This is a genomic window from Sandarakinorhabdus sp., from assembly GCF_051860625.1.
GTDB lineage: Bacteria > Pseudomonadota > Alphaproteobacteria > Sphingomonadales > Sphingomonadaceae > Sandarakinorhabdus.
Genome location: NZ_JBHYDQ010000013.1, coordinates 1 through 22369, shown reverse-complemented (window position 1 = coordinate 22369; position 22369 = coordinate 1). Strand labels below are relative to the sequence as shown.

The window sequence follows — 22369 nt, the reverse complement described above, 5'->3', positions numbered from 1 at the left end:
AGCCATGCGCTACATCAGCACCCGCGGCCGTGCGCCGGTCCTCGATTTCGAAGCCGCGACTCTGGCCGGCCTGGCCAGTGATGGCGGGCTCTATGTGCCGGAATCCTGGCCGCGCTTCACGCACGCCGAAATCGCCGCGATGGCCGGGCTTTCCTATGTCGAGGTCGCAGTGCGCGTTTGCCGACCGTTCACGGGCGACTGCCTGGACGAGGCGGCGCTGCGCGAAATCTTCACCACCGCTTATGGCCGCTTCGCCCACGCCGCCGTCGCGCCGCTGAAGCAACTCGATCATCGCCATTTGCTGCTCGAGCTGTTCCACGGGCCGACTTTGGCCTTCAAGGATATCGCCCTGCAATCGCTGGGCCTGGTGTTCGAACGATTTTTGGCGCGCTCGGGCCAGCACATCACCGTCATCGGCGCCACTTCGGGTGACACTGGCTCTGCCGCCATCGATGCGCTCGCCGGCCGCGCCGGCGTCGAGGTGTATATGCTGCACCCTCACAACCGCGTCAGCCCGGTGCAGCGCGCGCAGATGACCAGCGTGCTGGCGCCCAACATCCACAATATCGCCATCACCGGCAATTTCGACGATGCGCAGGCGCTGGTGAAGGCGATGTTCAACGATGCGGCGTTTTCGGGCCGCTTCAATCTGGGCGCGGTGAACAGCATCAACTGGGCGCGGCTGATGTTCCAGGTGGTCTATTATTTCACGTCGGCGCTGGCACTCGGGGCCCCGCACCGCGCCATCGCCTATGCGGTGCCGACTGGCAATTTTGGCGATGTCTTTGCCGGCTATGTCGCGGCGCAAATGGGCCTGCCCATCGAACGCCTGATCGTGGCGACCAATGAGAATGACATATTGCACCGCGCGCTGTCCGTCGGCGATTACAGCGCGGGCGCGGTGGCGCCGACCGATTCGCCGTCGATGGACATCCAGGTATCGAGCAACTTCGAACGGCTGCTGTTCGATCTCGCCGGCCGCGACGGCGCCGCGCTGTCGGCGCGCATGGCCGAATTCGAAGCCACCAAGCGCATGGCCATCCCCGATGACCAGCGCGAATCGGCGACGAAGCTGTTCACCTCTGCCCGCATCGACGCCGCCGAAATGGCCGACACCATGCGCTGGGCGCAGACGCACACCGGCGAGATTCTCGATCCGCACACCGCCATCGGCCTCGCGGCGGCCCGCCGGGACACCGGTACCGCGCCGATGGTCACGCTGGCCACCGCCCATCCGGCGAAATTCCCGGCGGCCGTTTCAGCCGCGTGCAGCATCGAACCTGCCCTGCCGGCGCGCCTTGCCGATCTGATGAGCCGCCCGGAACGCTTCGATGTCGAACCGGCGCAGTTGCAGGCGATCGAGGCCTATATCGCCGCCCGCGCTGCCCCAAGATGAATCAACCAAACCTCACCATCCTGCCCAATGGCCTCACCGTCGCCAGTTGGGCCCTACCTGGCGTCGAAACCGCTGCGGTCGCCTTGTCCGCCGACACCGGCTCCCGCTTCGAATCGGCGCGGCTAAACGGCCTTGCGCATCTGTTCGAGCATATGGTGTTCAAGGGCACAGCGCGCCGGTCGGCTCGCGCGATCGCCGAGGAGATGGAAGATGTCGGTGCGCAGCTGAACGCCTGGACCAGCCGCGACGCCACCATGTTCCACGCCCGCCTGCTGGCGCGCGATCTGCCGCTGGGCGTCGATCTGATTGCCGATCTCGTCACAAGCGCGCGCTTCGATGCTGACGATATCATCCGCGAGAAAGAGGTGGTGCTGCAGGAGCTCGGCGAAGCCCGCGACACACCGGACGATATCGTGTTCGATCAACTGCAAGAGGCCGCCTACCCGAATCAGGGCCTCGGTCGCTCCGTGCTGGGCGACGAAACCAGCCTCGCTGCCATCACCCGCGACGATCTGCTGGCGTGGCAGGCCGATCATTACGCCCCGCAGCGCCTGACACTCGTGGCCGCCGGCAAGCTCGATCACGACACGCTGTGCCGCCTCGCCGAAGCCGCGTTTCCCGGCCCCGCCACCGATGCCGTCGCACCCAACGGCGATGCCGCGCAATTCGCGCCATCCAATCGCCACGACAAGCGCCGCATCGAACAGGCGCAGCTCACCGCCGCCTGGGCCGCGCCGGGCCACCATGATTCGGCGCAGGATGCCGCCCTGCTGTTCGCGTTGGCGGCGGGTGGCGGCATGTCTTCAAGGCTGTTCCAGCAGGTGCGTGAAGAACGCGGCCTCGCCTACACTGTGTCGGCGGCGCTGCAGCCTTATGCCGATGGCGGGCTGCTCAGCGTCCATGCGGCCACCGATCCGGCCCAGGCCGCCGCCGCACGCGCGCTGGTCGAACAGGTGTTGCACGAAACTGCCGCCGGGCTGGAGCAGGCCGAGCTGAACCGCGCCCGCGCCCAGGCGCTCGCCGGCCTCCTGATGGCGCTTGAGGCGCCGCAGGGTGTTGCGGATTTCATGGCGCGCAGCCTGCTGGTGCACCGCCGAATCGTGCCGCCGGCCGAAATCGTCGCCCGCATCGAAGCGGTGACGGTGGACGAAGCCCGCGCTGCTGGTGCCGCCATGCTCGCCCACACCCCGGCCCGCGCCGAGATCGGCCGCCACAAGCCTGCATGACGGCGCTCGACACCCTCGTCACCGAACCCTGGGCGGATTACGGCCTGATCGACTCGGGATCGGGGCGCAAACTCGAACGCTATGGCCGGTTCAAGTTCATCCGCCCGGAACCGCAGGCGATGTGGTCCCCGGCCAATCCGGACTGGAAAGCCGATGGCGAGTTCATCGGCGGCAGTGACGAAGACGGCGGCGGTCGCTGGCAGCTCAGCAATGTGCCCGAACGCTGGGCCATGCAGCGGCCATCCCCCGCTGGGCCAGTCGACTTCTGGGCCAGCAACACGCCGTTTCGCCACCTCGGCTTCTTTCCGGACATGGGCGGTCAGTGGGATTGGCTGCAATCGCACCTCCGCCCCGGTGACCGGATGCTCAATCTGTTCGGCTACACCGGTGTGGGCAGCCTGGTCGCGGCGCGCGCTGGCGCCCATGTCACCCATGTCGATGCCAGCAAGAAAAGCGTCGCTGCCGCCCGCGAAAACGCGGCGCTGTCCGGCCTTGGCGATGCGCCGATCCGCTGGATCATCGACGACGCGCTGAAATTCCTGCGCCGCGAGGTCCGTCGCGGCAGCAAATATCACGGCCTGATGTTCGATCCGCCGAAATATGGCCGCGGCCCCGATGGCGAGATCTGGCAGCTGGAGCGCGATCTGCCCGAACTGGTTGATCTGGCACGGCAATTGCTGGCCGACGATGCTCGCTTCATGGTGCTGACGGTGTACGCTATCCGCATGTCGGCCCTCGCCCTTCACCCGCTGCTCGATCAGGCGCTGTCCCCGCGCGGCGGTGTTATCGAAGTTGGCGACATGGGCATCCGCGAGGAAACGCGCGGCCTGATCCTGCCCACCGCGATCTTCGCGCGCTGGAGCGCCTAACTGACCAGCAACTGCCCCAGCAATCCTACGCTGGCCAGCACCGTCAGCCATTGTCGCAGCCAGCCATACCAGCCCGGCAAGCCGCCTGACCGGCGATCCCAGATCAGCAGCAGGGTAAACCCCGCCACAAGAATCAGCACGCGTTCCGCCAGCGCCACCGGCGCCAGTAAAGCCCCCCACGCAAAGATGCTCGGCAGCATGGTCAGCCCGATCAGCAGTGGGTCAGGCGCCGGCGCCTGCACCGCCGCGCCCCAGCGCGCGCCGCCCAGGAAGGACAGGATGATCGCCGCCCACCACAGCAAGGCCTGTTCAAACATCAGGCGATGATCGGGAAACAACCACGACAGCACGGGCGGCGCAAAAAACGGAATCAACCCGGCAAACCCATAAAACAACACGGCGGCAGGTGGCTTCCCAGTCATGCCACCCCGATTGTCATGCGCCCGGCGGCGCGCAAATGCGGCATCATGCCCTGCAGGCACGCACGCTGCCCGGCTTGGGCCGCAAGCCAGGGCGGAACACCGCGACATAGCCCTGGGCAATGTCGGTAATGCTCACCATTTCATAGCCCACCGCCTTCACCTCACAGGTCAGCAGCGCCTTGGGCATGCCATGCTGCTGCGACGGCCGATCCAGATCGACAATCACGATCCGTCCGCCGGGCTTCAGGCTGCTCCGCAAGCGATCGAGCAACAGATAGGGCTGCTCGATCTCGTGATACATGTGGATCATCAACGCCACATCGATGCTCGCCGCCGGCAGCCGGGCATTGGCCTGGCCGCCGCGCACATAGCGCACATTGGTGAATTTGGCCGCCGTCACCCGCCGCCGCACCTGATTCAGCGCCGCCAGCGAGATATCCTGAGCAAACACCCGCCCCTGCGGGCCCACGACGGGCGCCAGCCGCATCACATAATAGCCGCCGCCAGTGCCGATATCGGCCACCGCGCTGCCGGCCTTGATGCCGGCGATGCGCATCACGTCGGCGGCCTCCCCCACCCGGTCGCGCGAGGCTTCATCGCCCCATTCCAGCGCGACCACCGGCGCGACCGGGCGTTGCGGTTTCGGAAGAGTCGCCGGCGCAGCGGCCAGCAACAGCGGAATCAACGGGAGCAGAAGGTGCATGACCCGACTATGACAGTCGCGTATGGCCAAAAAATGTCACCGGAAAAATGTCAGTCGTCGGCCGCCACGACCGGTTGGCTTTCCGGCAGCGCCCGCCAGCGGTTCATCTGGCGCTGGAATGCGTCCAGGTCGCGCCCGGCCAGCTCGGCCCCGCCAATGAACTTCAGCGACACCGGGTTCGCCGGCTTGCCGCGCAACCACACTTCATAATGGAGGTGCGGGCCCGTTGACATGCCCGTCGATCCCACCTTGCCGATCACCTGGCCCTGGCGGATCTTCTGCCCGGCCTTCACCGCGATGTGCGACATATGGGCATAGGCCGTCGCGAGGTCCTTGTTATGGCGGATCATCACATATTGGCCATGGCCGCCGTGCCAGCCGGCAAAGCTGACCGTGCCGCCACCGGCGGCGATGATCGGCGTGCCGCTGACTGCGCCGAAATCGACACCCTGGTGCATGCGCGAAAAGCCCAGCAAGGGATGCAGGCGCATGCCGAACTTGCTGGTCATCCGCGCGCCATTGACGGGTGTGCGCATCAAGCCGCGGGTCACGCCTTCGCCGCTGGCCTGGTAATAGTCGCCTTTGTAAAGACCGATTTCCACTGGCGTCTTGCCTTTGCGGGTCAGTGCGCCGAACAGCAATTTGCCGTGCCGCACTTCGCCGGTTGCGGCACGATCCTGTTCGACGATGATGTCGAAGCGGTCGGCCTTGCCCAACCCGCGCTGGAAATCCACCACGTGGCGCATCTGCTTGACGAATTCGGCCGCTGGCCCCGCCGGGATGCCAGCACTGCGCAGCGCCCGGTTCAAGCTGCCGCCGGCAGCGCCTTCCACCCGCAGCGGCGTTGAATCGACCGCAATCGGGATGCGTTTCAGGGTCAGCGCGCCATCGACGCGGGTCAGCTCCACCTTCAGATCAAAGGCCGCGCGCAAGGATAATTGATCCAGCGGCCGCGGCACCGATTTCGTCTCGCGCCGGCCCAGCACCAGTTCCGCCCGTGACCCGCCGCCAGGGTTGATCCCGGCCAACAGGCGCGTCACCGCGGAAACATCCGTGGCTCCCACCCCGGCGTTGCGCAGCGCTGCGGTCAATCCGCGCCGGCCGATGGTCAGGCTGCGCTCCACACGCGGGCGTTCCGGCGCTTCGGCCAAGGGCCGCAATTGCCGGGCATCCACCCGCGGCGCCATGCCGGTCACGCCGCCGCGCGCCAGCGGCGCAAGGGCGAACACCGCAGCATCCTCGCGCTGGCTGGGCGTGAACGCCGCCGGGGTCGCCTCCAGGATCGGCGTCACGTGGCTGCCCGCCCACAGCGCGGCACCCAGCAACAGCGTGCACCCTGCGGCCTTCAGCCACCAGGCGCGGCTGAACAGCCCGGTGCCAAGATCAAGATCAAGATCGCTGGGATCAATCTCGCCATTGCGGGCCTTGCGCAGCAGGGAAACCGCATCGCGGCCCAGGCGCATCTGTTGTTGCCGCACATCGGTCAGGCCATCGCCCACCCGGCGCAACAGGCTTGCTGGCAGCGGCGCACGCCGCGCGCGCGGCGAGGCGACATTGCCGCCCGCCAGTGATTGCAATCCCGCCTGGTACAAGGTGCGACCCCACCGCATTTCGATCCGAGACGCAGGACCGGTTCGCGATGGTCTGCCCCTGCCGAGTCGTCGTGTCAATTCCGCAACAGCGGCTGATACTGTCAATCCCGGCCAAGCGTTGCCATCAAACGGTCACTTGCCGCCGATTCGCGGCTGTGCTTATTTCCGGTCATGTCCAGCGGTGCTCCATTCGCGTGACAGACTGCCTGCCGATCCGGCGTCACGCCGCTTCGCTCGCCGCCGGTTTGCCGGCCTTTTGTCCGCCCGCTCACCCATACGCTCTGGCACCCGCGCTCCTGGCTCGCTTCGTCGGGCGCAATCGCCACACCCCATTGCGGGGCGGGCCAGCAACGGCCACCTTCATCGCGTGAATGGTATCGGCGCCTCGTTCAATCGGCCCGGCAATTCGTCTGGTGAGGCGAAGGTCACGGCCGTGCTCGGCCCCACCAACACCGGCAAGACCCATCTGGCCGTCGAACGGCTGTGCGGCCATGCCAGCGGCATCATGGGCTTCCCGCTGCGGCTGCTCGCCCGCGAAGTCTATGAAAAGGTTGTCGCGGCCAAGGGCGCCAACAGCGTGGCGCTCATTACCGGCGAGGAAAAGATCGTGCCGCCGCAGGCACGCTGGTTCCTGTGCACGATGGAATCGATGCCGCTCGACCGCGAAGCCGCGTTCATCGGCATCGACGAAGCGCAGATGGGCGCCGATCCCGAACGCGGCCATGTGTTCACCAACCGCCTGCTGCATGCGCGCGGCTATGCCGAAACCATGATCCTGGGCTCCGAAACCATCAAGCCGCTGGTCCGCAAATTGGTGCCCGAAGCCGAGATCATCACCCGGCCGCGCTTTTCCACCCTGGCCTACGCCGGGCCGAAGAAGCTTTCGCGGCTGCCGCGCCGCACGGCCATCGTCGCCTTCACCGCTGCCGAGGTTTACGCCATCGCCGAAATGCTGCGCCGGCAAAAGGGCGGTGCTGCAGTGGTGATGGGCAGCCTGTCGCCGCGCACCCGCAACGCGCAGGTGGCGATGTATCAATCGGGCGAGGTCGATTATCTTGTCGCCACCGATGCCATCGGCATGGGCCTCAACATGGATATCGCCCATGTCGCATTCGCTGGGCTGGGCAAGTTCGATGGCAAGCGCCAGCGCCGGCTGATGCTGGCGGAAATGGCACAGATTGCCGGCCGCGCCGGCCGCCACCAGAAGGACGGCACGTTCGGCACCGTGCAACTGGGCGCCGAAGCCAATTGCGCCTTCACGCCCGAAGAAATCGAAGGGCTGGAAGCACATCGTTTCGAGCCGCTGACCCAATTGGTGTGGCGCAACCATGATCTGGATTTCTCCAGCCTGACGCGGCTGGTGGCGACCATGGAGGCGCGCAGCCCCCGCCCCGAACTGGTGCGCGCCGATGATGCACTCGATCTGGCCGTGCTGAAGCGCCTCGCTGGCGAACCCTGGGTGATGGAACGCGCGAACGCCCGCCTGCTCGGCGAACGCGGCCTGTTCCGCCTCTGGCAATCCTGCGGCCTGCCCGATTATCGCAAGACCGGCGTGGAGGCGCACACGCGTCTGGCCGGCCGGGTGTTCCGCCACCTCACCGAAGGCGCCGGCCATCTGCCCGAAGCCTGGATCGCTGCCGAAGTCGCGCATCTCGATCGCGTCAGCGGCGATGTTGAGACGATTGCGGACCGGATCGCCGCGGTTCGCACCTGGACCTATGTGGCGCACCGGCCCGACTGGCTGGCCAATCCGGCGGAATGGGCCGAACGCACCCGCGATGTCGAAAACCGCCTGTCCGATGCGCTGCACGGCGCGCTGACCCAGCGCTTCGTCGATCGCCGCACCGCAGTGTTGCTGAAGGATCTGAAGGCCAAGGGCGCGTCCGCTGCCGTGCTGATCGACGCCACCGGCGAAGTCGCGGTGGATGGCGAGCCGATCGGGCGGCTGGAGGGCTTTCGTTTCACCGCCGATGCTCAGGCCCGCGCCGGCGAACAACGCCTGCTGCTGGCGGCCGCCGAACGCCATCTGGTGCGCGAACTGGCCGCGCGGGCGAAGCAACTTGCGGAGAGCGACGACAAGGATTTCGCACTTGATTTCAATGGCGATCTGCCGCCCCGCCTCACGTGGCGCGGCGCACGGGTGGCGGTGCTGCGCAAGGGCCGCGATGCGCTCACCCCGCGGGTGGAGGTGGACCGCAGCATCGCTGGCCTTGCCCCCGATGATCGCCGCCGGGTCAGCGAACGGCTCGAACGCTTCGTCGCCGACAGCGCCGGCAAGGTGCTGGCGCCGTTGGCCAAACTTTCCGCCCTGCATGGCGATGTCTCGCCGTCGGCGCGCGGCCTGATCGTGCAACTGGTGGCCGCCCTGGGCGTGCTGTCGCGCGAAGCCGTCGCCGAACAGATGGTCGGCCTCACCCGTACGGATCGCCAGGCGCTGGCGCGCTGCGGTGTGCGGCTGGGGCCACTGCACCTGTTCATGGCCAATCTGCTGCGCCCGGAACCGACCCGCTGGCGACTGGCGCTGTGGGCGGTGGCCAATGATCTGACGATGTTGCCGCCACTGCCGGCGCCGGGTCGCGTGTCCATGGCGGCCGACGTGGAGGCCGACGCCGATGTGCTGGCCGTCGCCGGCTACTGGCGTGTCGGCAGTAGCGGCAACGGGGGCCGCGACGCCATCGCCGTGCGCATCGACATGGTCGATCGGCTGGCGCGGCACATCCACGAACGCCGCGATGGCCGCGTGCCGTTCATGCCCGATCCCAATTGGGCCGCCAGCCTGGGCCTGTCGCAGGACGGGCTGGCGCGGCTGCTGCGTGCACTCGGCTATCGCCCGCGCCTGGTCGATGGCGCGCCGCATTTTGCCTGGGCCGGCAGGCGCCGCCCACCACTGCCACCACCTGACGCCGTTCCTGTGGCCAGAGGGAACGACACGTCACCCTTCGCTGTTCTGGCTGGCATGAAAGGCAGGTAGCATTTGGTCTACGGGGCAGGGCTTCGGCTCGACAAATATCTCTGGTTCGCGCGCCTGGCGCCGAGCCGATCTTATGCCCAGGACCTGTGTGAAAGCCGACGATTGCGGATCGATGGCCGCGTTGTCGATCGCGCCTCGGCCCTGGTGCGCGCTGGCAGCGTGCTCAGTTGGCCGCGCGGCGACGAGATCATCGTGGTACGGGTGGAGGGCATTCCCGACCGGCGCGGACCCTATGTGGAGGCGCGGGAATATTACACCGATCTGACGCCGGAGCGCAGCAACATGAACTGTGGGCAACATGCCCTCTTGCCAGAAGGCTTTGCGGTCGCCTAAGGCCGCGACGAACTTGAAGGGGGGTAGCCCCCCAAAACCTGGCTCCAGGGGAGACTTATGGCCTACGTCGTCACCGAAGCATGCATCAAGTGCAAGTATATGGATTGTGTGGAAGTCTGTCCGGTGGACTGCTTCTATGAAGGGGAGACCATGGTGGTCATCAACCCCAACGAGTGCATCGATTGCGGCGTGTGCGAACCGGAATGCCCGGCCGAAGCCATCCTGCCCGATACCGAAGGCGGCCTGGAAAAGTGGATGGAGCTGAACGCCACCTACGCGGCATCGTGGCCCAACATCACCATGAAGGGCGAAACCCCGGACGACGCCGATTCGCATAAGGGCGAAGAAGGCAAGTTCGACAAATATTTCACCGATACACCCGGCAAAGGGTCCTGAGCGGCAACTAACGGGCAAAACGCGACGTTTTTGCGCGTTGCTGCCAGACGATAAGGGTTGAAATCGGCGTCGGCGGTCATCCGCCGACGCTTTTGTCACGCTGATATGGCGTTTGTGACAAGTTTCTGATACTAACCCTACACGGTTGGTGGTGAATGCCATTTCCGTATCGCCGGTTCACCATCCACGCGCCCCCCTGCCGGGCGGATGAGGGGCCAGGTCTGGAGCAAGGCAGGCAGGCAGCATGGTTGGTCGAATTCGCGAAATGGCATCAACCGGCGCCTAACCGGTCGGGATGCGCGTGGATTTGCCCCGGCTGCCGCAAAGAATAGAAGGACATGGATCGATGGCACTTGCCAAACCGCTCGGTTTCGAAGTCGGTGACTATGTTGTGTATCCCAAGCATGGCGTTGGCCGTGTCGTGGAGATCCAGCACCAGGAAATTGCCGGGGTCGCGCTCGATCTGTTCGTGCTGCGCTTCGAAAAAGAGCGGATGACGCTGCGGGTGCCGATGAACAAGGTCGAAAGCGTCGGCATGCGCAAGCTGTCGAGCACGGCCACCATGAACGAAGCGCTGACCACCTTGAAGGGCCGTCCGCGCATCAAGCGCACCATGTGGTCGCGCCGCGCCCAGGAATATGAAGCCAAGATCAATTCGGGCGATCTGGTCAGCATCGCCGAAGTGGTGCGGGATCTCCACCGCGCCGAGGATCAGCCGGAGCAAAGCTATTCCGAGCGGCAGATCTACGAAGCCGCCATCGGCCGGCTGGCGCGCGAACTGGCGGCGATGGAAAATATCGACGAACCAGCCGCCCAGCAGAAGATCGAACAGGTGCTCAAAGCTGCCTGAGCCAATCCGCTGATCTGATCAGCGCCGACATTGGCCAGCAAATTCCTCTGGTTCCAGGCCTTCAAGGCCGTGGTCTATGCGGCGTTGCTGGCCAATGTCGGCCTGTTCATTCTGGACGGCGATGATTGGCTGGCGCCCAAGGCAGTCGATCAGATCGGCTGGATCATCATCCTCGCTGTCTTCGAATGGGAAACTGGCCGCTTGCCGCCCGGCGAAGCGCTGACCCGCATCAGCGTGCCTTCGTTGGGCTTTGAACTGCTCGGCTATGCGTGCGCGCTGTTTGCGCTGAACCATTATGTCGCCATCCGCGACCCCATCGAAATCGCCAACGCCACTGCCTGGCTGGCAATCTCGGCGCTGATCTGGGTTGATCTGTTCCGCCCGGATGGATCGCGCGGGCCAGCGCGCGCCGCGCTGCGCTGGAGCCTCTATGGCATCACCTTCCTCTGCGCCGTCTGGTGGGGGATGGATGGTGCATGGCTGGATTTCTGGGATGCAGCCATCTGGATCGTCTGTTTTTTCGTCATTGAAATCAATATTTTCGGGCTTGATTCAACCCGCGCGAAGCTGTGACTTGCGCAGGTCAGCACGCAGGTGTATTGCTCAGGCAATACGCTAAGGAGTGTCTGCCCATGTCCCGCTACGCCATTGCCGCCAGCCTGATTGCCGGCCTCGCCGCCCCGTCCTTGGCTGCGGATCGCAGTTTCAAACTGGCTGGCTTTGACAAGGTGGCTGTCGCCGGCAGTGACAATGTCAGCATCCGCCAGGGCAGCGCCTTTCGCGTGGTGGCCACCGGCACCGACGACGATCTGGCAAAGCTCGATCTTGTGGTGGAAAATGGCCAGTTGAAGGTGCGCCGCAAATCGGAGCGCTGGAGCTGGGGCGGCAAGGGCGTGCAAGTTGCGGTGACCATGCCCGCGCTGCATGCGTTGTCGGTTTCCGGCTCGGCCAATGTCACGGCCGATCGCGGCCAGGGCCCTGAATTTGCCATGGCTATTTCCGGTTCGGGCAACATCAACGTGGCTGCGCTCGATGCCGCCACTGTCAAGCTGGCTGTGTCCGGCTCTGGCGACGCCACGGCGGCTGGCAAATGCGGGGCACTTGATGTGCGCATTTCCGGCAGCGGCGATGCCATGTTGGCCGGCCTCAAGTGCGAACGCGCCAACATCGCCGTCAGCGGATCGGGCGATGTCGCCGCCCACGCCACTGCCGAAGCCACCGTCCGTGTCGCAGGCTCTGGCGATGTGACCATCACCGGCGGCGGGCGCTGCACAAAGCGGGTCGCCGGCAGCGGCACGGTGCGCTGCGGCTGATCAGGCCGGCCAGCGGCTGACTACGCAAGCCAATTCGGGCCGGGGCCGTTCTTCCAGCGGACGCGCTTGCGAACCGATGAAGAAGAACCCGGCAATCCGTTCGGGCGCGGCGCCACCCAGCAGCGCCAGCACGGCCGCGTCATAAGCCGCCCAGCCGGTCAGCCAATTGCCGACAAAGCCGTGCGCATGCGCCGCCAGCAGCAGATTCTGGCAGGCGGCCCCCACCGAAAGCTCCTGCTCCCACCGCGGGATATGGCTCGGCTTCGGGCTCGATATCACCACCACCAGCCACGGCGCCTGAGTGGCGAACTGCGTCACCGCTTCACGCTCCAGCCGGCCGGCATCGGGTTTGCCGGCCAGATAGATGGCCATCAGCGCCTCGGAAAACGCCGCCCGATCATCGATTACCACAAACCGCCACGGGTTCAGCTTGCCATGGTCCGGCACCCGCGCGGCTGCCGCCAGGATCGCCTGCAACTGCCCCGCGTCCGGCCCCGGCGCCACCATATCGCGCGCCTTGCCCGATCGCCGCGTCGCGAGCAGGCTGGCCATGTTGGTCTGATCATTGAAACTATCCATGGCATTGGTTTAGCGCTGGCAGTGCGCCTCGGCAATCACAGTGCAAGGCCGCCCCATTGCCAAGCGATGCAACCCCGCTATCAGGAGTCGAGGTTGGACGCTGCCCCTGGGCGGCGCGCGAGGGAGACGCGATTTGAGCGAGAATGCGAGCGCCGCGGTGGCCGACACCCGCCCGCAATGGTTCGGCCACCCGGCGCAACTGGCGCGGCTGTTCACCACCGAAGCCATGGAGCGCTTTGGCTATTACGGCATGCGGGCGCTGCTCACGCTCTATCTCGCCGAGCATTTCCTGTTTTCTGACAGCACGACCACCAGCCTTTATGGCGGCTTCACCGCGCTGGTTTATCTCACTCCGCTGATCGGCGGCCTGCTGGCCGACAAGTATCTCGGATCCAAAAAAGCCGTGAAATTCGGCGCGATCATGATGGCGGTGGGCTATTTCACCCTGTGTTTCGGTGGCGAAGCGGCGCGGCCCTGGGCTAGCATCGACGGCCAGCGTTACGACGTCACCGTGGTGAAGACCGGCAACGACACCGCGCAGTTCGTCGAGCTGGATGGCACCCGCCTGCAGATCAAGGGCAATGAAGACGGCAGCGTATCGCTCACCGTGCCCGATGGCAGCGAAGCGCGCCGCATTGCCAAGGGCGGCTTCGAAGCTGGCGGGGATCGCAATGCGCTCACCGTCACCATCCTGCTGCTCGGCCTGTCGGCCGTCACCATCGGCAACGGCTTTTTCAAGCCCAATATCTCGACGATGGTCGGCAGCCTCTATGCCAAGGGCGATCCCCGACGCGACGCAGGCTTCACCATCTTTTATATGGGCATCAACCTTGGTTCGCTGGGCAGCCAGCTCGCCTGTCCGTTCGTGGCGGCCGAGTTCGGCTGGTGGGCCGGTTTCCTGCTGGCCGCGCTGGGCATGACATTGTCCTGGTATCTGATCCAGTTTTCCGGGCCGAAACTCGCCGGCTATGGCGAACCGCCCAAGGATGCCCCCAAGCGCGATCTGCCCATCTATATCGGTGCCATCCTCACCATTCCGCTGGTGTGGTTCCTGTTCACCAATCTGATGGCGGCGCCGCCCCCCGTGGAGGGCGAGGGCTTCATCGGCTATCTCATCGCCCTGCCGATCCTGGGCAAGGTGCTGTTCGCAACCTTCCTCGCCTGCGTGGTGCTGATCCCGATCTGGTCGTTCATGGTCGGCACGCGGCAGGAGTGGCAGATGATGCTCGCCGCCATCGTGCTGATTGTGTTCAACGTGGTGTTCTGGACGCTGTTCGAGCAGGCCGGCTCCAGCCTGACCCTGTTCGCGTCGCGCAACACCGATCTGTCGATCTTCGGCCTGTTCGATATCCAGCCGGCGCAGACGCAATTCTTCAACGCCATCTTCATCGTCATGCTCGCCCCGGTGTTCAGTGCGCTGTGGCAGGCGCTGGGCCGGCGCGGCATTGAACCGGGCATTCCGGTCAAGTTTGGCATGGCGCTGGTCGGCGTCGGCCTCGGTTTCCTGTTCCTGGTGTGGGGTACGCAGTTTGCCGGCCCGAATTTCAAGGTCGGCGTGTGGTGGCTGGCCGGCCTCTATCTGATCCATTCGATGGCCGAACTGATGATCTCCCCGGTCGGCCTGTCGATGGTCACCAAATTGTCGATCGCCCGCATCGTCGGGCTGATGATGGGCTTGTGGTTCGTCTCCATCGCCTGCGCGCAATATGTCGGCGGCCTGGTGGCGCAGGTCGCCAGTGTCGAGACGGTGGGGGGCCAGGTCACCAACCTGAAGGTCAGCCTCGATACCTATACCCAGGTGTTCCAGACCATCGGGCTGGCGGCCGCGGCCATCGGCGGCGTGCTGCTGCTGATCTCGCCGTTGCTGAAGCGGTTGATGCACGGCGTGAAGTGATTGCGATTTGCATGTCGTTGGCCCAGCATGGCGCCAACAGGGGAGCGTGTTTGATGAAATCGACCTACTTGCTGGCTGCCGCCACACTGGTGCTGGCGACCACAGCCTACGCCGCCGACAAGAAGGACGATGCGTCGCCCGCCCCCGCCGAAGTCATCCGGGTCGGCAAGGATCCCTGGCCCAGCCAATACAAGCCTTACCCCGGCCAGACCACGGTGATCCGCAGTGCCACCATCTATGATGGCACCGGCCGCCGGCTCGACAATGCCATGATCCGCATCGAAAACGGCAAGGTCGCCGAAATCGGCCCATCGGTCGCCGTGCCGCCCGGCGCCAAGCTGATCGAGGCCGCCGGCAAATATGTGACGGCCGGCATCATCGACATTCACAGCCACCTCGGCGTCTATCCCAGCCCCGGCGTGCAGGCGCACAGCGACGGCAACGAAGCCACCAGCCCGGCCCGCCCGGAAGTGTGGGCCGAACATAGCGTCTGGCCGCAGGACCCCGGATTTTCGCGGGCGCTGGCCGGCGGCATCACCGCGCTGCATGTGCTGCCCGGCTCCGCCAATCTGTTCGGTGGCCGCGGCACCACGCTGAAACCCGTTTATGGCCGCAGCGTGCAGGAAATGAAGTTTCCGAACGCGCCCTACAGCCTGAAAATGGCCTGCGGCGAAAACCCCAAGCGCGTCTATGGCAGCCGCAACCAACTGCCCTCCACCCGCATGGGCAATATTGCCTACGCGCGCCAATTATGGTCGGACGCGGCGGCCTACAAGCGCCGCTGGGATGATTACAGCAGCCGCGCCGAGGCCGGCAAAGCCAAGCCCACTGACGTCCCGCGCCGCGAACTGGCAATGGACACGCTGGCCGGCGTGCTCAGTGGCGAGATATTGGTGCAGAACCACTGCTATCGCGCCGATGAAATGGCCAACGTCATCAGCATGTCGAAGGAGTTTGGTTACAAGGTGACGGCCTTCCACCACGCGGTAGAAAGCTACAAGATCGCCGACATGCTGAAAGCCGAAGGCATCTGCTCGGCAATGTGGGCGGATTGGTACGGCTTCAAGATGGAAAGCTATGACGGCATCCGCGAGAATATCGCGCTGGTGGACGCCGCCGGCGCCTGCGCCATCGTGCACAGCGATGATGCCAACGGCATCCAGCGCCTGAATCAGGAAGCCGCCAAGGCCATCGCCGCCGGCCGCCGGCTGGGCCTGACCATCACGCCCGAATATGCCTGGACCTGGCTCAGCCTGAACCCGGCCAAGGGCCTCGGCATCGCCGATCGCACCGGCAGTCTGGAGGTCGGCAAGGCCGCTGACGTCGTGCTGTGGTCGGCCGAACCGTTCAGCGTCTATGCGCGGCCCATGAACGTCTGGATCGATGGCGCGCTGATGTATGATTGGGACGACCCCAAACGCCGGCCGATTGCCGATTTCGAGCTGGGCCAGCCCGGCCAGGGGGAAGTGAAATGAAACGGCTTGCGATTCTTGCGCTGCTGGCAAGCGCACCGGCGTTTTCCGCCCCCATCGCCATCACCGGCGCCACCGCCCACACGGCACGCGGTGAGGAGGTGATCCGGAACGCCACCATCATCATCGACAATGGCCGCATCACCGCCATTGGCGCTGGCCTGCCCGCCCCGGCCGGCGCGACGGTGATCGACGCCAAGGGCCAGCCGGTCACCCCCGGCATCGTCGCCGTGCCCAGCGATCTCGGCCTGACCGAAGTCGGCGGCGTGCGCGAAACCAATGATGGCAGCGCGCGCACCTCGCCCTTCTCGGCGTCGCTGGACATGGCGGCCGCCATCAACCCGGCCTCGCTGCATTTCGCTATCTATCGCATGGCTGGTGTCACCCGCGCCGCCGCCGTGCCCGAATCGGGTGCTGCCATCTTTGGCGGCCAGGGCGCGCTGGTCAGCCTGGCGGCCGATGGTCCAACGGTAATCAAGGCGCGTGCCTTTCAATATGTCGAACTGGGCGAAGCCGGTGCGCGGCTGGCCGGCGGCTCGCGCCCGGCGGCTTGGGCGCAACTGCTCGGCCTGCTCGATGCTGCGAAACGGCTGGCGGCCAACCCGGCCACAAATGTTGGCGGCGAGGATGAAGGCTCGCTGGTCAAGCGCCGCGATGTGGAGGCGCTGCTGCCAGTCCTGAACGGCACGCAATTGCTGATGGTGCATGTCGAACGCGCCGCCGACATCCTCGAGGTGCTCAAGTTGAAGGCGCGCTACCCGGCGCTGCGGCCCGTACTGGTCAGCGCCCGCGAAGCCTGGCTGGTGGCGCCGCAGATTGCGCGCGCCGGCGTTCCGGTGATCACCCACAGCCTCTATGATCTGCCCGACGATTTCGAAGGGCTGGCGGCATCACGCAACAATGCCGGCATCCTGACGGCGGCAGGCGTGACGGTGGTGCTGGGTCCCCTGGGCGGCATCGGTGGCACCACGCCGGTCAATCTGCCGGGCTATGCCGGCAATGCGGTGGCGCAAGGGCTGATCCCCGGCGGCAAGGGGCTCAGCCATGCCCAGGCGCTCGCCAGCATCACCGCCAATCCAGCGCGCCTGCTCGGCCTCACCGATACCGGCACGCTGGAGGTCGGCAAGCGCGCCGATATCGTGCTGTGGGATGGCGATCCGCTGGAATTGACCAGCACGCCGACCATTGTCTGGATCGACGGGGCGTCGCAGCCGATGACCAGCCGGCAGAGCATATTGGCGCAGCGTTACAAGACGCTTGGCCGAACGGATTTGCCGCTGCAATATCCGCAATGATCGCTGCAGCCGGCAGGGCCGCAGCGCGGGGAGAACAACATGTCTGATCTGCTGTTGCTCGCCGTGTTGGTTGGCGCGTTTGTCGTCACCCATGAACTTCTCTCCCACCCGTTGCGCGCACCGCTGGTGGCGCGGCTGGGGGCAGGGGGCTTTGCGGTCGTCTATTCGCTGGTGGCGATCGCCACGCTGAGCAGTGCCGTGCAATTGTGGCGGCAGATCCCCGGCACCCGGCTGTGGGACACGCCGGCCTGGGCCTATGGCCCGGCGCTGGTCGTCATGCTGATCGCCTTCATCCTGTTCGTCGGATCCGTCACTGCGCCCAACCCGGCGATGATGCCCGGCGTGAAGGGGGAGCCCAAGGGCATGCAGCGAATCACCCGCCATCCGATGATGTGGAGCTTCGTGCTGTGGGCCGGGGTGCATATGGCCATGACCGCCGATCCGCGCACCATCATCCTGGCCGCCGGCATCGCTGCGCTGGCGCTGATCGGCACCGTGATGCAGGACAGCAAGAAGCAGCAACAGGACAGCAATTACACCGCCCACATGGCGCGCACCAGCCATGTGCCGTTCGGGGCGATCCTTGCCGGCCGGCAGCCGGTCAGTGCAGTGTGGCCCGGCGTGGTGCCGATGCTGGGCGGCGCCGCGATCTGGTTCGTGTTTCTGGGCTGGGGCCACAGCTGGCTGATCGGCGTTCCCGCCGCAGGTTGGAGTTACATGCAATGAGCAATGTTGCGGGCAAAATTATCTGGATCACTGGCGCTTCGTCGGGCATCGGCAAGGGGCTGGCGCTGGCGCTGGCCGCCCATGGCGCCCGGCTGGTGCTGTCCGGCCGCAACCAGGCCGCCCTCGATGAAGTGGCGGCCCAATGCCCCGGCAGCATCGTGGAGGCGTTCGAAGGCACCGATCTTGATGCGCTGCCCACCATTGTCGATCGTGTGCAGGCGGTGACCGGCGGCATCGATTGGCTGGTCAACAATGCCGGCATCTCGCAGCGCAGCCTGGCGCTCGACACGGATTTCAGCGTGTACCGGACCATCATGGAGGTGGATTTCTTCGCGCCGCTGCGGCTGACGCAGCTGGTGCTGCCGGCGATGGTCGCGCGGGGAAGCGGCCGAATCATCAACAATGCCTCGGTCGCCGGCAAGGTCGGCTCGCCGCTGCGCACCGGTTATTGCGCGGCCAAACACGCGCTTGTCGGATGGTCCGATGCGATGCGCGCCGAAATCAGCCAATATGGCCTGCACGTGCATGTGCTGACGCCGGGTTTTGTTGCCACCGGCATCGGTGCCAACGCGCTGCGCGGTGATGGCAGCCAGAAAGGCGCGGGCGATGATCCGGTCGACGCCGGCATCTCCATCCACGAAGCCGCGGCGCAGATCATCGCCGGCATCCTGGCCGACAAGCCGGAGATTCCTGTGGGTCGCGAAGGGGCGCCGGAGATGCAATTGCTCGATCTGAAGCGGCAAGACCCCGAAGGCTGCTTTGCCATGATGGCCAGCATGGCGCCCAAGGTTGCCCGATAATGTCTTTTTCCCTTGGCGGATGGCGTCAGCGCCGCTAAGGCGCACACAGGTAGCCGGCGCATGCACTGCAGCTGGACGGCCTTCGCACATCGGCAGCCGGGCTTTACGGCCACGGAACCGCAGGCGGGCACAACCGCAGACTCGGCAACGCTGGAGCCTGATGGCAAGTGCAAGGCACTGAAGTTCACCCACAGCGGGCCCAGGTGGGGCCAAGAACGGGGACAAGGCTCTTGATCAGAAACAACCAGCGCCGGCGTCGGGGTGGCAGCAACAATGGCCCCCGCCCGCAGCAAATGGCTGGTGGCAATAATTATGGCCCGCGGCTCGACAATCGCCAGCGCGGCAATGCCACCCAGTTGCTGGAGAAATATCGGGCCCTGGCGCGTGATGCGCAGCAGGCCGGCGATCGGGTGACCGCCGAATATTATCTGCAATATGCCGAACATTATTTCCGCCTGCTCGGCGATTATCGTGATCGCCAGCCCGACGCGCGCCGCGGCCAAGGCTATGACGATGATGGCATCGATAGCGATGGTGAAAACGACAGCAGTGACGATGGCCGCGACGATGTCGATGATCGCGGGTCGCGCCGCGACGACGCCCGCCGCGATGAGGAACGCAACAACGAACGCATGCGCGAGGACCGCCCGCAGGAACGGGCCCAGGATCGTCCCCAGGATCGCCAACGTGACGACCGTCAGCGCGATGATCGTCCCCGCGAAGACCGGCCCCGCAGTGACCGCCAGCGTGATGATCGCCCGCAAGAGCGCCAGCGCACCGAGCGTCCGCAGGAAGAACGCCCCCGCGAAGACCGCAGCCGCCGCGATTGGCAGCGTGACCGCCCCCGCGAAGACCGCAGCCGTCGGCCGGAGCGGGACGACGCGCCGCGCGCCGCCGATGCTGCCGATGATCGCGAGTCGCTGCTGCAGGCGCTGCCGCCGCCGGTTTCACGTGCCGAACCGGCCCGCGCGCCGGTGCGCGACGAAGATCGTCCGCTCAGCGTAACGCCTGAACCTCAACCTGAGGCTCAGGTTCAGGAAGCCGCACCGCCTGCGCCGGCCCCTGCACCAGACGAATCGGCCGAAGCTCCGGCGCCCAAGCGCCGCGGACGTCCGCGCAAGGTCGTCGCCGAAATCGAGCCGGCCGCCGAATGAGCATTGCCGCGACGTGGGCGTCAGTCGCCCGCGTCGCGGCGATCGACCGATTCGTCATGCCCTGATCGGCTGGAGACGAACACCAGGCCCATCAGCGCGCCGGTCAGCAGCACCGTGCCGGCCACGCCCACCGACACTGCCAGATAAAGCTCCCAGCGCGGCGGCGCGCCGGTCCACTGCAGCCAGGCCGCTGCCGCCACGACTGCGGCAAATGCCAGGCCGCTCGCAATCGCCATCAGCCGCTTGAATGGCACCCATGCCGATATCGCTGGGGAGCCCTGGCCCTGCGGGTCATGCCCGTCTCGTCTGTTGTTCACTGAACTTTTGCCTTCCTGTCCGGATGGGCGCATCATCGATCCGGATCACAGGCCCACGGCGCACCATACCGCGCCAATCATGGGGAGGCGAATCATGATCGGTTCGATTCTGGTCGACAAGACGGCGGTTGTCAGCGTGCACCCCGATGCCACCATGCCGGAAATTGTCGCCCTACTGCACGAACATCGCATTGGTGCCGTGTTGGTGATGGATGGTGATGCGATTGCAGGCCTGGTCAGCGAACGCGACATCTGCCGCTGCCTGCACACCCATGGCACCGCAGTGCATGATGCCCGTGCGCGTGACTTGATGACGGCACCGGTGATCACCACCGATCCGCGCACGAGTGTCTGTGATGCCATGGCCATCATGACCGACCGGCGCTTCCGCCATCTCCCGGTCGTGGAGGACGGCAAGCTGCTCGGCCTCGTGTCGATCGGCGATCTCGTCAAACGCCGCATCGAGGATGCCGAGGCCGAGGCCGATTCGCTCAAACACTATATCGCGAGCTGATTGTGCCGCTGCCACGCCGCTGCCTCAGGGCAGTGATTCGTCCTTGCGAGAGGGCAGTTGCACCAGGTCCTTGCTCCGAATCCGGTTCGTGACGGTGCCTCCAACCGTCTGAACCAGGAGTCGTTCCCACCGATTCGGCGCATTGCCGCCGCTGGGACATCCAAAACCGGGCCATGCAAGCGCGTCGTCCAACAGGGACAGGGTTCGCATCTTCCAAGGGAGAGACATAAAATTTCACGTTTCCGCAAAAACTCCTTGCCAGTTCGAGGCCCCGCCCATAGACGAGCGCTCCCGGCCGACGAGCACCACCGGTTCTCGCCGAAAGCCAACGACAACAGCAACGGTCGTCTTGACCCACCAGTAAAGTGGGCAGACAATCATTGTGGTTCCGGGAACTTCGGAGCTTCCGAGCAATCGGAAAGAAAACGGAAAAAGTTGTTGACGGAGCGTTCTGAGCGGACCATAAGCCGCCTCCGTCGCCGACGACGAGCCCACCGCCCTTCAGGGCAAAGCGTTCGCCGCCGACCTCAGACAAGACACCGGTTTGGAACCTGGGCAACCAGGGGGCAAGCAGGTGTCGCTCTTTCTCATCGTAGGTTGAAATGAAGGGACATGTGGGCGGCGGTCCACGGTTCGGGGGTTCAGGCTCCGGATACCGTGGTTAAACCAACGCTTATATGTCTCAATACCACAAAGCACACCGGCTTTTTGCCGGTACGTTAGTGATGTTGTGCAGACAGAATAAGCTCCTGAACGAACGGTCGGATGCAAACGGTTTTCCCCGTAGCATCTGGTCGCATGAACTTGAGAGTTTGATCCTGGCTCAGAACGAACGCTGGCGGCATGCCTAACACATGCAAGTCGAACGAAGCCTTCGGGCTTAGTGGCGCACGGGTGCGTAACGCGTGGGAATCTGCCCTTGGGTACGGAATAACAGTGAGAAATTACTGCTAATACCGTATGATGTCTTCGGACCAAAGATTTATCGCCCAGGGATGAGCCCGCGTAGGATTAGCTAGTTGGTGAGGTAAAGGCTCACCAAGGCTACGATCCTTAGCTGGTCTGAGAGGATGATCAGCCACACTGGGACTGAGACACGGCCCAGACTCCTACGGGAGGCAGCAGTGGGGAATATTGGACAATGGGCGAAAGCCTGATCCAGCAATGCCGCGTGAGTGAAGAAGGCCTTCGGGTTGTAAAGCTCTTTTACCCGGGAAGATAATGACCGTACCGGGAGAATAAGCCCCGGCTAACTCCGTGCCAGCAGCCGCGGTAATACGGAGGGGGCTAGCGTTGTTCGGAATCACTGGGCGTAAAGCGTACGTAGGCGGCTATTCAAGTCAGAGGTGAAAGCCTGGAGCTCAACTCCAGAACTGCCTTTGAAACTAGGTAGCTTGAACATGGGAGAGGTGAGTGGAATTCCGAGTGTAGAGGTGAAATTCGTAGATATTCGGAAGAACACCAGTGGCGAAGGCGGCTCACTGGACCATTGTTGACGCTGAGGTACGAAAGCGTGGGGAGCAAACAGGATTAGATACCCTGGTAGT

General features: G+C 65.1%; 21 protein-coding genes and 1 rRNA gene. 17 read left to right on the top strand and 5 right to left on the bottom strand.

The features are described 5' to 3' along the window. The first annotated feature begins 4 nt into the window (after positions 1–4). The 3 genes from thrC to ACTIEZ_RS12335 are packed head-to-tail and all read left to right on the top strand — an operon-like array spanning position 5 to position 3491. The gene (thrC, locus tag ACTIEZ_RS12345) at positions 5–1396 is read left to right on the top strand and encodes a threonine synthase (RefSeq protein ID WP_439546984.1); all 1392 of its coding nucleotides are present in this window, start codon (positions 5–7) and stop codon (positions 1394–1396) included. Next, a complete protein-coding gene (locus ACTIEZ_RS12340; protein ID WP_439546983.1) occupies positions 1393–2622 on the top strand; it encodes a M16 family metallopeptidase in 1230 nt (409 codons plus the stop codon). The genes thrC and ACTIEZ_RS12340 overlap by 4 nt, the downstream gene beginning before the upstream one ends. Next, on the top strand, positions 2619–3491 hold the full coding sequence (locus tag ACTIEZ_RS12335; protein ID WP_439546982.1) for a class I SAM-dependent methyltransferase: 873 nt from the start codon (positions 2619–2621) through the stop codon (positions 3489–3491). Before ACTIEZ_RS12340 ends, ACTIEZ_RS12335 begins: the two co-directional genes overlap by 4 nt. Here ACTIEZ_RS12335 and ACTIEZ_RS12330 read toward each other — a convergent pair. Genes ACTIEZ_RS12330 through ACTIEZ_RS12320 form a run of 3 tightly spaced genes read right to left on the bottom strand, consistent with a single transcriptional unit; the run spans position 3488 to position 6226 of the window. After that, on the bottom strand, positions 3488–3913 hold the full coding sequence (locus ACTIEZ_RS12330; RefSeq protein WP_439546981.1) for a DUF3429 domain-containing protein: 426 nt from the start codon (positions 3911–3913) through the stop codon (positions 3488–3490). The two genes, ACTIEZ_RS12335 and ACTIEZ_RS12330, sit on opposite strands and share 4 nt — an antisense overlap. A 43-nt stretch (positions 3914–3956) precedes the next feature. Next, a complete protein-coding gene (locus ACTIEZ_RS12325) occupies positions 3957–4616 on the bottom strand; it encodes a class I SAM-dependent methyltransferase (protein WP_439546980.1) in 660 nt (219 codons plus the stop codon). A gap of 50 nt (positions 4617–4666) precedes the next feature. After that, a complete protein-coding gene (locus tag ACTIEZ_RS12320; protein ID WP_439546979.1) occupies positions 4667–6226 on the bottom strand; it encodes a peptidoglycan DD-metalloendopeptidase family protein in 1560 nt (519 codons plus the stop codon). A 349-nt stretch (positions 6227–6575) separates the two neighbouring features. On the opposite strand from ACTIEZ_RS12320, the gene ACTIEZ_RS12315 reads away from it, so the two are divergent. From ACTIEZ_RS12315 to ACTIEZ_RS12290, 6 genes are all read left to right on the top strand, one after another. Then, entirely contained in the window at positions 6576–9179 is a 2604-nt protein-coding gene (locus ACTIEZ_RS12315) for a helicase-related protein (protein WP_439546978.1), read from the top strand. Between the two features lie 3 nt (positions 9180–9182). Next, positions 9183–9512: an RNA-binding S4 domain-containing protein gene (locus tag ACTIEZ_RS12310; RefSeq protein WP_439546977.1), complete on the top strand. Its 330-nt coding sequence runs from the start codon at positions 9183–9185 to the stop codon at positions 9510–9512. Positions 9513–9569: 57 nt separating this feature from the next. Beyond that, positions 9570–9908 carry a ferredoxin FdxA gene (gene fdxA, locus ACTIEZ_RS12305; RefSeq protein WP_439546976.1) on the top strand — a complete coding sequence of 113 codons (339 nt, stop codon included), beginning with the start codon at positions 9570–9572 and terminating at the stop codon, positions 9906–9908. A 346-nt stretch (positions 9909–10254) separates the two neighbouring features. Continuing rightward, entirely contained in the window at positions 10255–10758 is a 504-nt protein-coding gene (locus ACTIEZ_RS12300) for a CarD family transcriptional regulator (protein WP_439546975.1), read from the top strand. Positions 10759–10788: 30 nt separating this feature from the next. Continuing rightward, positions 10789–11331, top strand: a complete 543-nt coding sequence (locus tag ACTIEZ_RS12295; RefSeq protein WP_439546974.1) for a hypothetical protein — start codon at positions 10789–10791, stop codon at positions 11329–11331. A 59-nt stretch (positions 11332–11390) separates the two neighbouring features. Then, entirely contained in the window at positions 11391–12071 is a 681-nt protein-coding gene (locus ACTIEZ_RS12290; protein ID WP_439546973.1) for a head GIN domain-containing protein, read from the top strand. On the opposite strand, the gene ACTIEZ_RS12285 is transcribed toward ACTIEZ_RS12290, so the two are convergent. Next, a complete protein-coding gene (locus ACTIEZ_RS12285) occupies positions 12072–12650 on the bottom strand; it encodes a nitroreductase family protein (protein WP_439546972.1) in 579 nt (192 codons plus the stop codon). A 133-nt stretch (positions 12651–12783) separates the two neighbouring features. On the opposite strand from ACTIEZ_RS12285, the gene ACTIEZ_RS12280 reads away from it, so the two are divergent. From ACTIEZ_RS12280 to ACTIEZ_RS12255, 6 genes are all read left to right on the top strand, one after another. Beyond that, on the top strand, positions 12784–14544 hold the full coding sequence (locus tag ACTIEZ_RS12280; protein WP_439546971.1) for a peptide MFS transporter: 1761 nt from the start codon (positions 12784–12786) through the stop codon (positions 14542–14544). A 53-nt stretch (positions 14545–14597) separates the two neighbouring features. Continuing rightward, positions 14598–16019, top strand: coding sequence for an amidohydrolase (locus ACTIEZ_RS12275; RefSeq protein WP_439546970.1), 1422 nt, complete (start codon positions 14598–14600; stop codon positions 16017–16019). Then, complete coding sequence (locus ACTIEZ_RS12270) at positions 16016–17311, top strand: amidohydrolase family protein (RefSeq protein WP_439546969.1); 1296 nt, start codon at positions 16016–16018, stop codon at positions 17309–17311. Before ACTIEZ_RS12275 ends, ACTIEZ_RS12270 begins: the two co-directional genes overlap by 4 nt. 39 nt (positions 17312–17350) lie before the next feature. Then, positions 17351–18037 carry an NnrU family protein gene (locus tag ACTIEZ_RS12265; RefSeq protein ID WP_439546968.1) on the top strand — a complete coding sequence of 229 codons (687 nt, stop codon included), beginning with the start codon at positions 17351–17353 and terminating at the stop codon, positions 18035–18037. Further along, the gene (locus ACTIEZ_RS12260; protein ID WP_439546967.1) at positions 18034–18837 is read left to right on the top strand and encodes an SDR family NAD(P)-dependent oxidoreductase; all 804 of its coding nucleotides are present in this window, start codon (positions 18034–18036) and stop codon (positions 18835–18837) included. Before ACTIEZ_RS12265 ends, ACTIEZ_RS12260 begins: the two co-directional genes overlap by 4 nt. A gap of 167 nt (positions 18838–19004) precedes the next feature. Further along, entirely contained in the window at positions 19005–19991 is a 987-nt protein-coding gene (locus tag ACTIEZ_RS12255) for a DUF4167 domain-containing protein (protein WP_439546966.1), read from the top strand. A 20-nt stretch (positions 19992–20011) separates the two neighbouring features. On the opposite strand, the gene ACTIEZ_RS12250 is transcribed toward ACTIEZ_RS12255, so the two are convergent. Then, the gene (locus ACTIEZ_RS12250) at positions 20012–20227 is read right to left on the bottom strand and encodes a hypothetical protein (RefSeq protein ID WP_439546965.1); all 216 of its coding nucleotides are present in this window, start codon (positions 20225–20227) and stop codon (positions 20012–20014) included. 175 nt (positions 20228–20402) lie between these two features. Here ACTIEZ_RS12250 and ACTIEZ_RS12245 point away from each other — a divergent pair, with 175 nt between their 5' ends. Together ACTIEZ_RS12245 and ACTIEZ_RS12240 are read left to right on the top strand one after the other, a co-directional pair. Next, positions 20403–20822 (top strand): CBS domain-containing protein, encoded by a 420-nt coding sequence (locus ACTIEZ_RS12245; RefSeq protein ID WP_439546964.1) that lies wholly within the window; start codon positions 20403–20405, stop codon positions 20820–20822. An 800-nt stretch (positions 20823–21622) separates the two neighbouring features. Next, positions 21623–22369, top strand: a 16S ribosomal RNA gene (locus ACTIEZ_RS12240); the annotation flags it as partial.

What these genes read in the sequence shown, in the direction of transcription:
- thrC (WP_439546984.1), top strand. Translation starts at nt 5, where the DNA reads ATGCGCTACATCAGCACCCGCGGCCGTGCGCCGGTCCTCGATTTCGAA.
- ACTIEZ_RS12270 (WP_439546969.1), top strand. Translation starts at nt 16,016, where the DNA reads ATGAAACGGCTTGCGATTCTTGCGCTGCTGGCAAGCGCACCGGCGTTT.
- ACTIEZ_RS12275 (WP_439546970.1), top strand. Translation starts at nt 14,598, where the DNA reads ATGAAATCGACCTACTTGCTGGCTGCCGCCACACTGGTGCTGGCGACC.
- ACTIEZ_RS12265 (WP_439546968.1), top strand. Translation starts at nt 17,351, where the DNA reads ATGTCTGATCTGCTGTTGCTCGCCGTGTTGGTTGGCGCGTTTGTCGTC.
- ACTIEZ_RS12325 (WP_439546980.1), bottom strand. Translation starts at nt 4,616, where the DNA reads ATGCACCTTCTGCTCCCGTTGATTCCGCTGTTGCTGGCCGCTGCGCCG.
- ACTIEZ_RS12300 (WP_439546975.1), top strand. Translation starts at nt 10,255, where the DNA reads ATGGCACTTGCCAAACCGCTCGGTTTCGAAGTCGGTGACTATGTTGTG.
- ACTIEZ_RS12335 (WP_439546982.1), top strand. Translation starts at nt 2,619, where the DNA reads ATGACGGCGCTCGACACCCTCGTCACCGAACCCTGGGCGGATTACGGC.
- ACTIEZ_RS12290 (WP_439546973.1), top strand. Translation starts at nt 11,391, where the DNA reads ATGTCCCGCTACGCCATTGCCGCCAGCCTGATTGCCGGCCTCGCCGCC.
- ACTIEZ_RS12330 (WP_439546981.1), bottom strand. Translation starts at nt 3,913, where the DNA reads ATGACTGGGAAGCCACCTGCCGCCGTGTTGTTTTATGGGTTTGCCGGG.
- ACTIEZ_RS12250 (WP_439546965.1), bottom strand. Translation starts at nt 20,227, where the DNA reads ATGGCGATTGCGAGCGGCCTGGCATTTGCCGCAGTCGTGGCGGCAGCG.
- ACTIEZ_RS12340 (WP_439546983.1), top strand. Translation starts at nt 1,393, where the DNA reads ATGAATCAACCAAACCTCACCATCCTGCCCAATGGCCTCACCGTCGCC.
- ACTIEZ_RS12245 (WP_439546964.1), top strand. Translation starts at nt 20,403, where the DNA reads ATGATCGGTTCGATTCTGGTCGACAAGACGGCGGTTGTCAGCGTGCAC.
- ACTIEZ_RS12320 (WP_439546979.1), bottom strand. Translation starts at nt 6,226, where the DNA reads ATGCGGTGGGGTCGCACCTTGTACCAGGCGGGATTGCAATCACTGGCG.
- fdxA (WP_439546976.1), top strand. Translation starts at nt 9,570, where the DNA reads ATGGCCTACGTCGTCACCGAAGCATGCATCAAGTGCAAGTATATGGAT.
- ACTIEZ_RS12285 (WP_439546972.1), bottom strand. Translation starts at nt 12,650, where the DNA reads ATGGATAGTTTCAATGATCAGACCAACATGGCCAGCCTGCTCGCGACG.
- ACTIEZ_RS12260 (WP_439546967.1), top strand. Translation starts at nt 18,034, where the DNA reads ATGAGCAATGTTGCGGGCAAAATTATCTGGATCACTGGCGCTTCGTCG.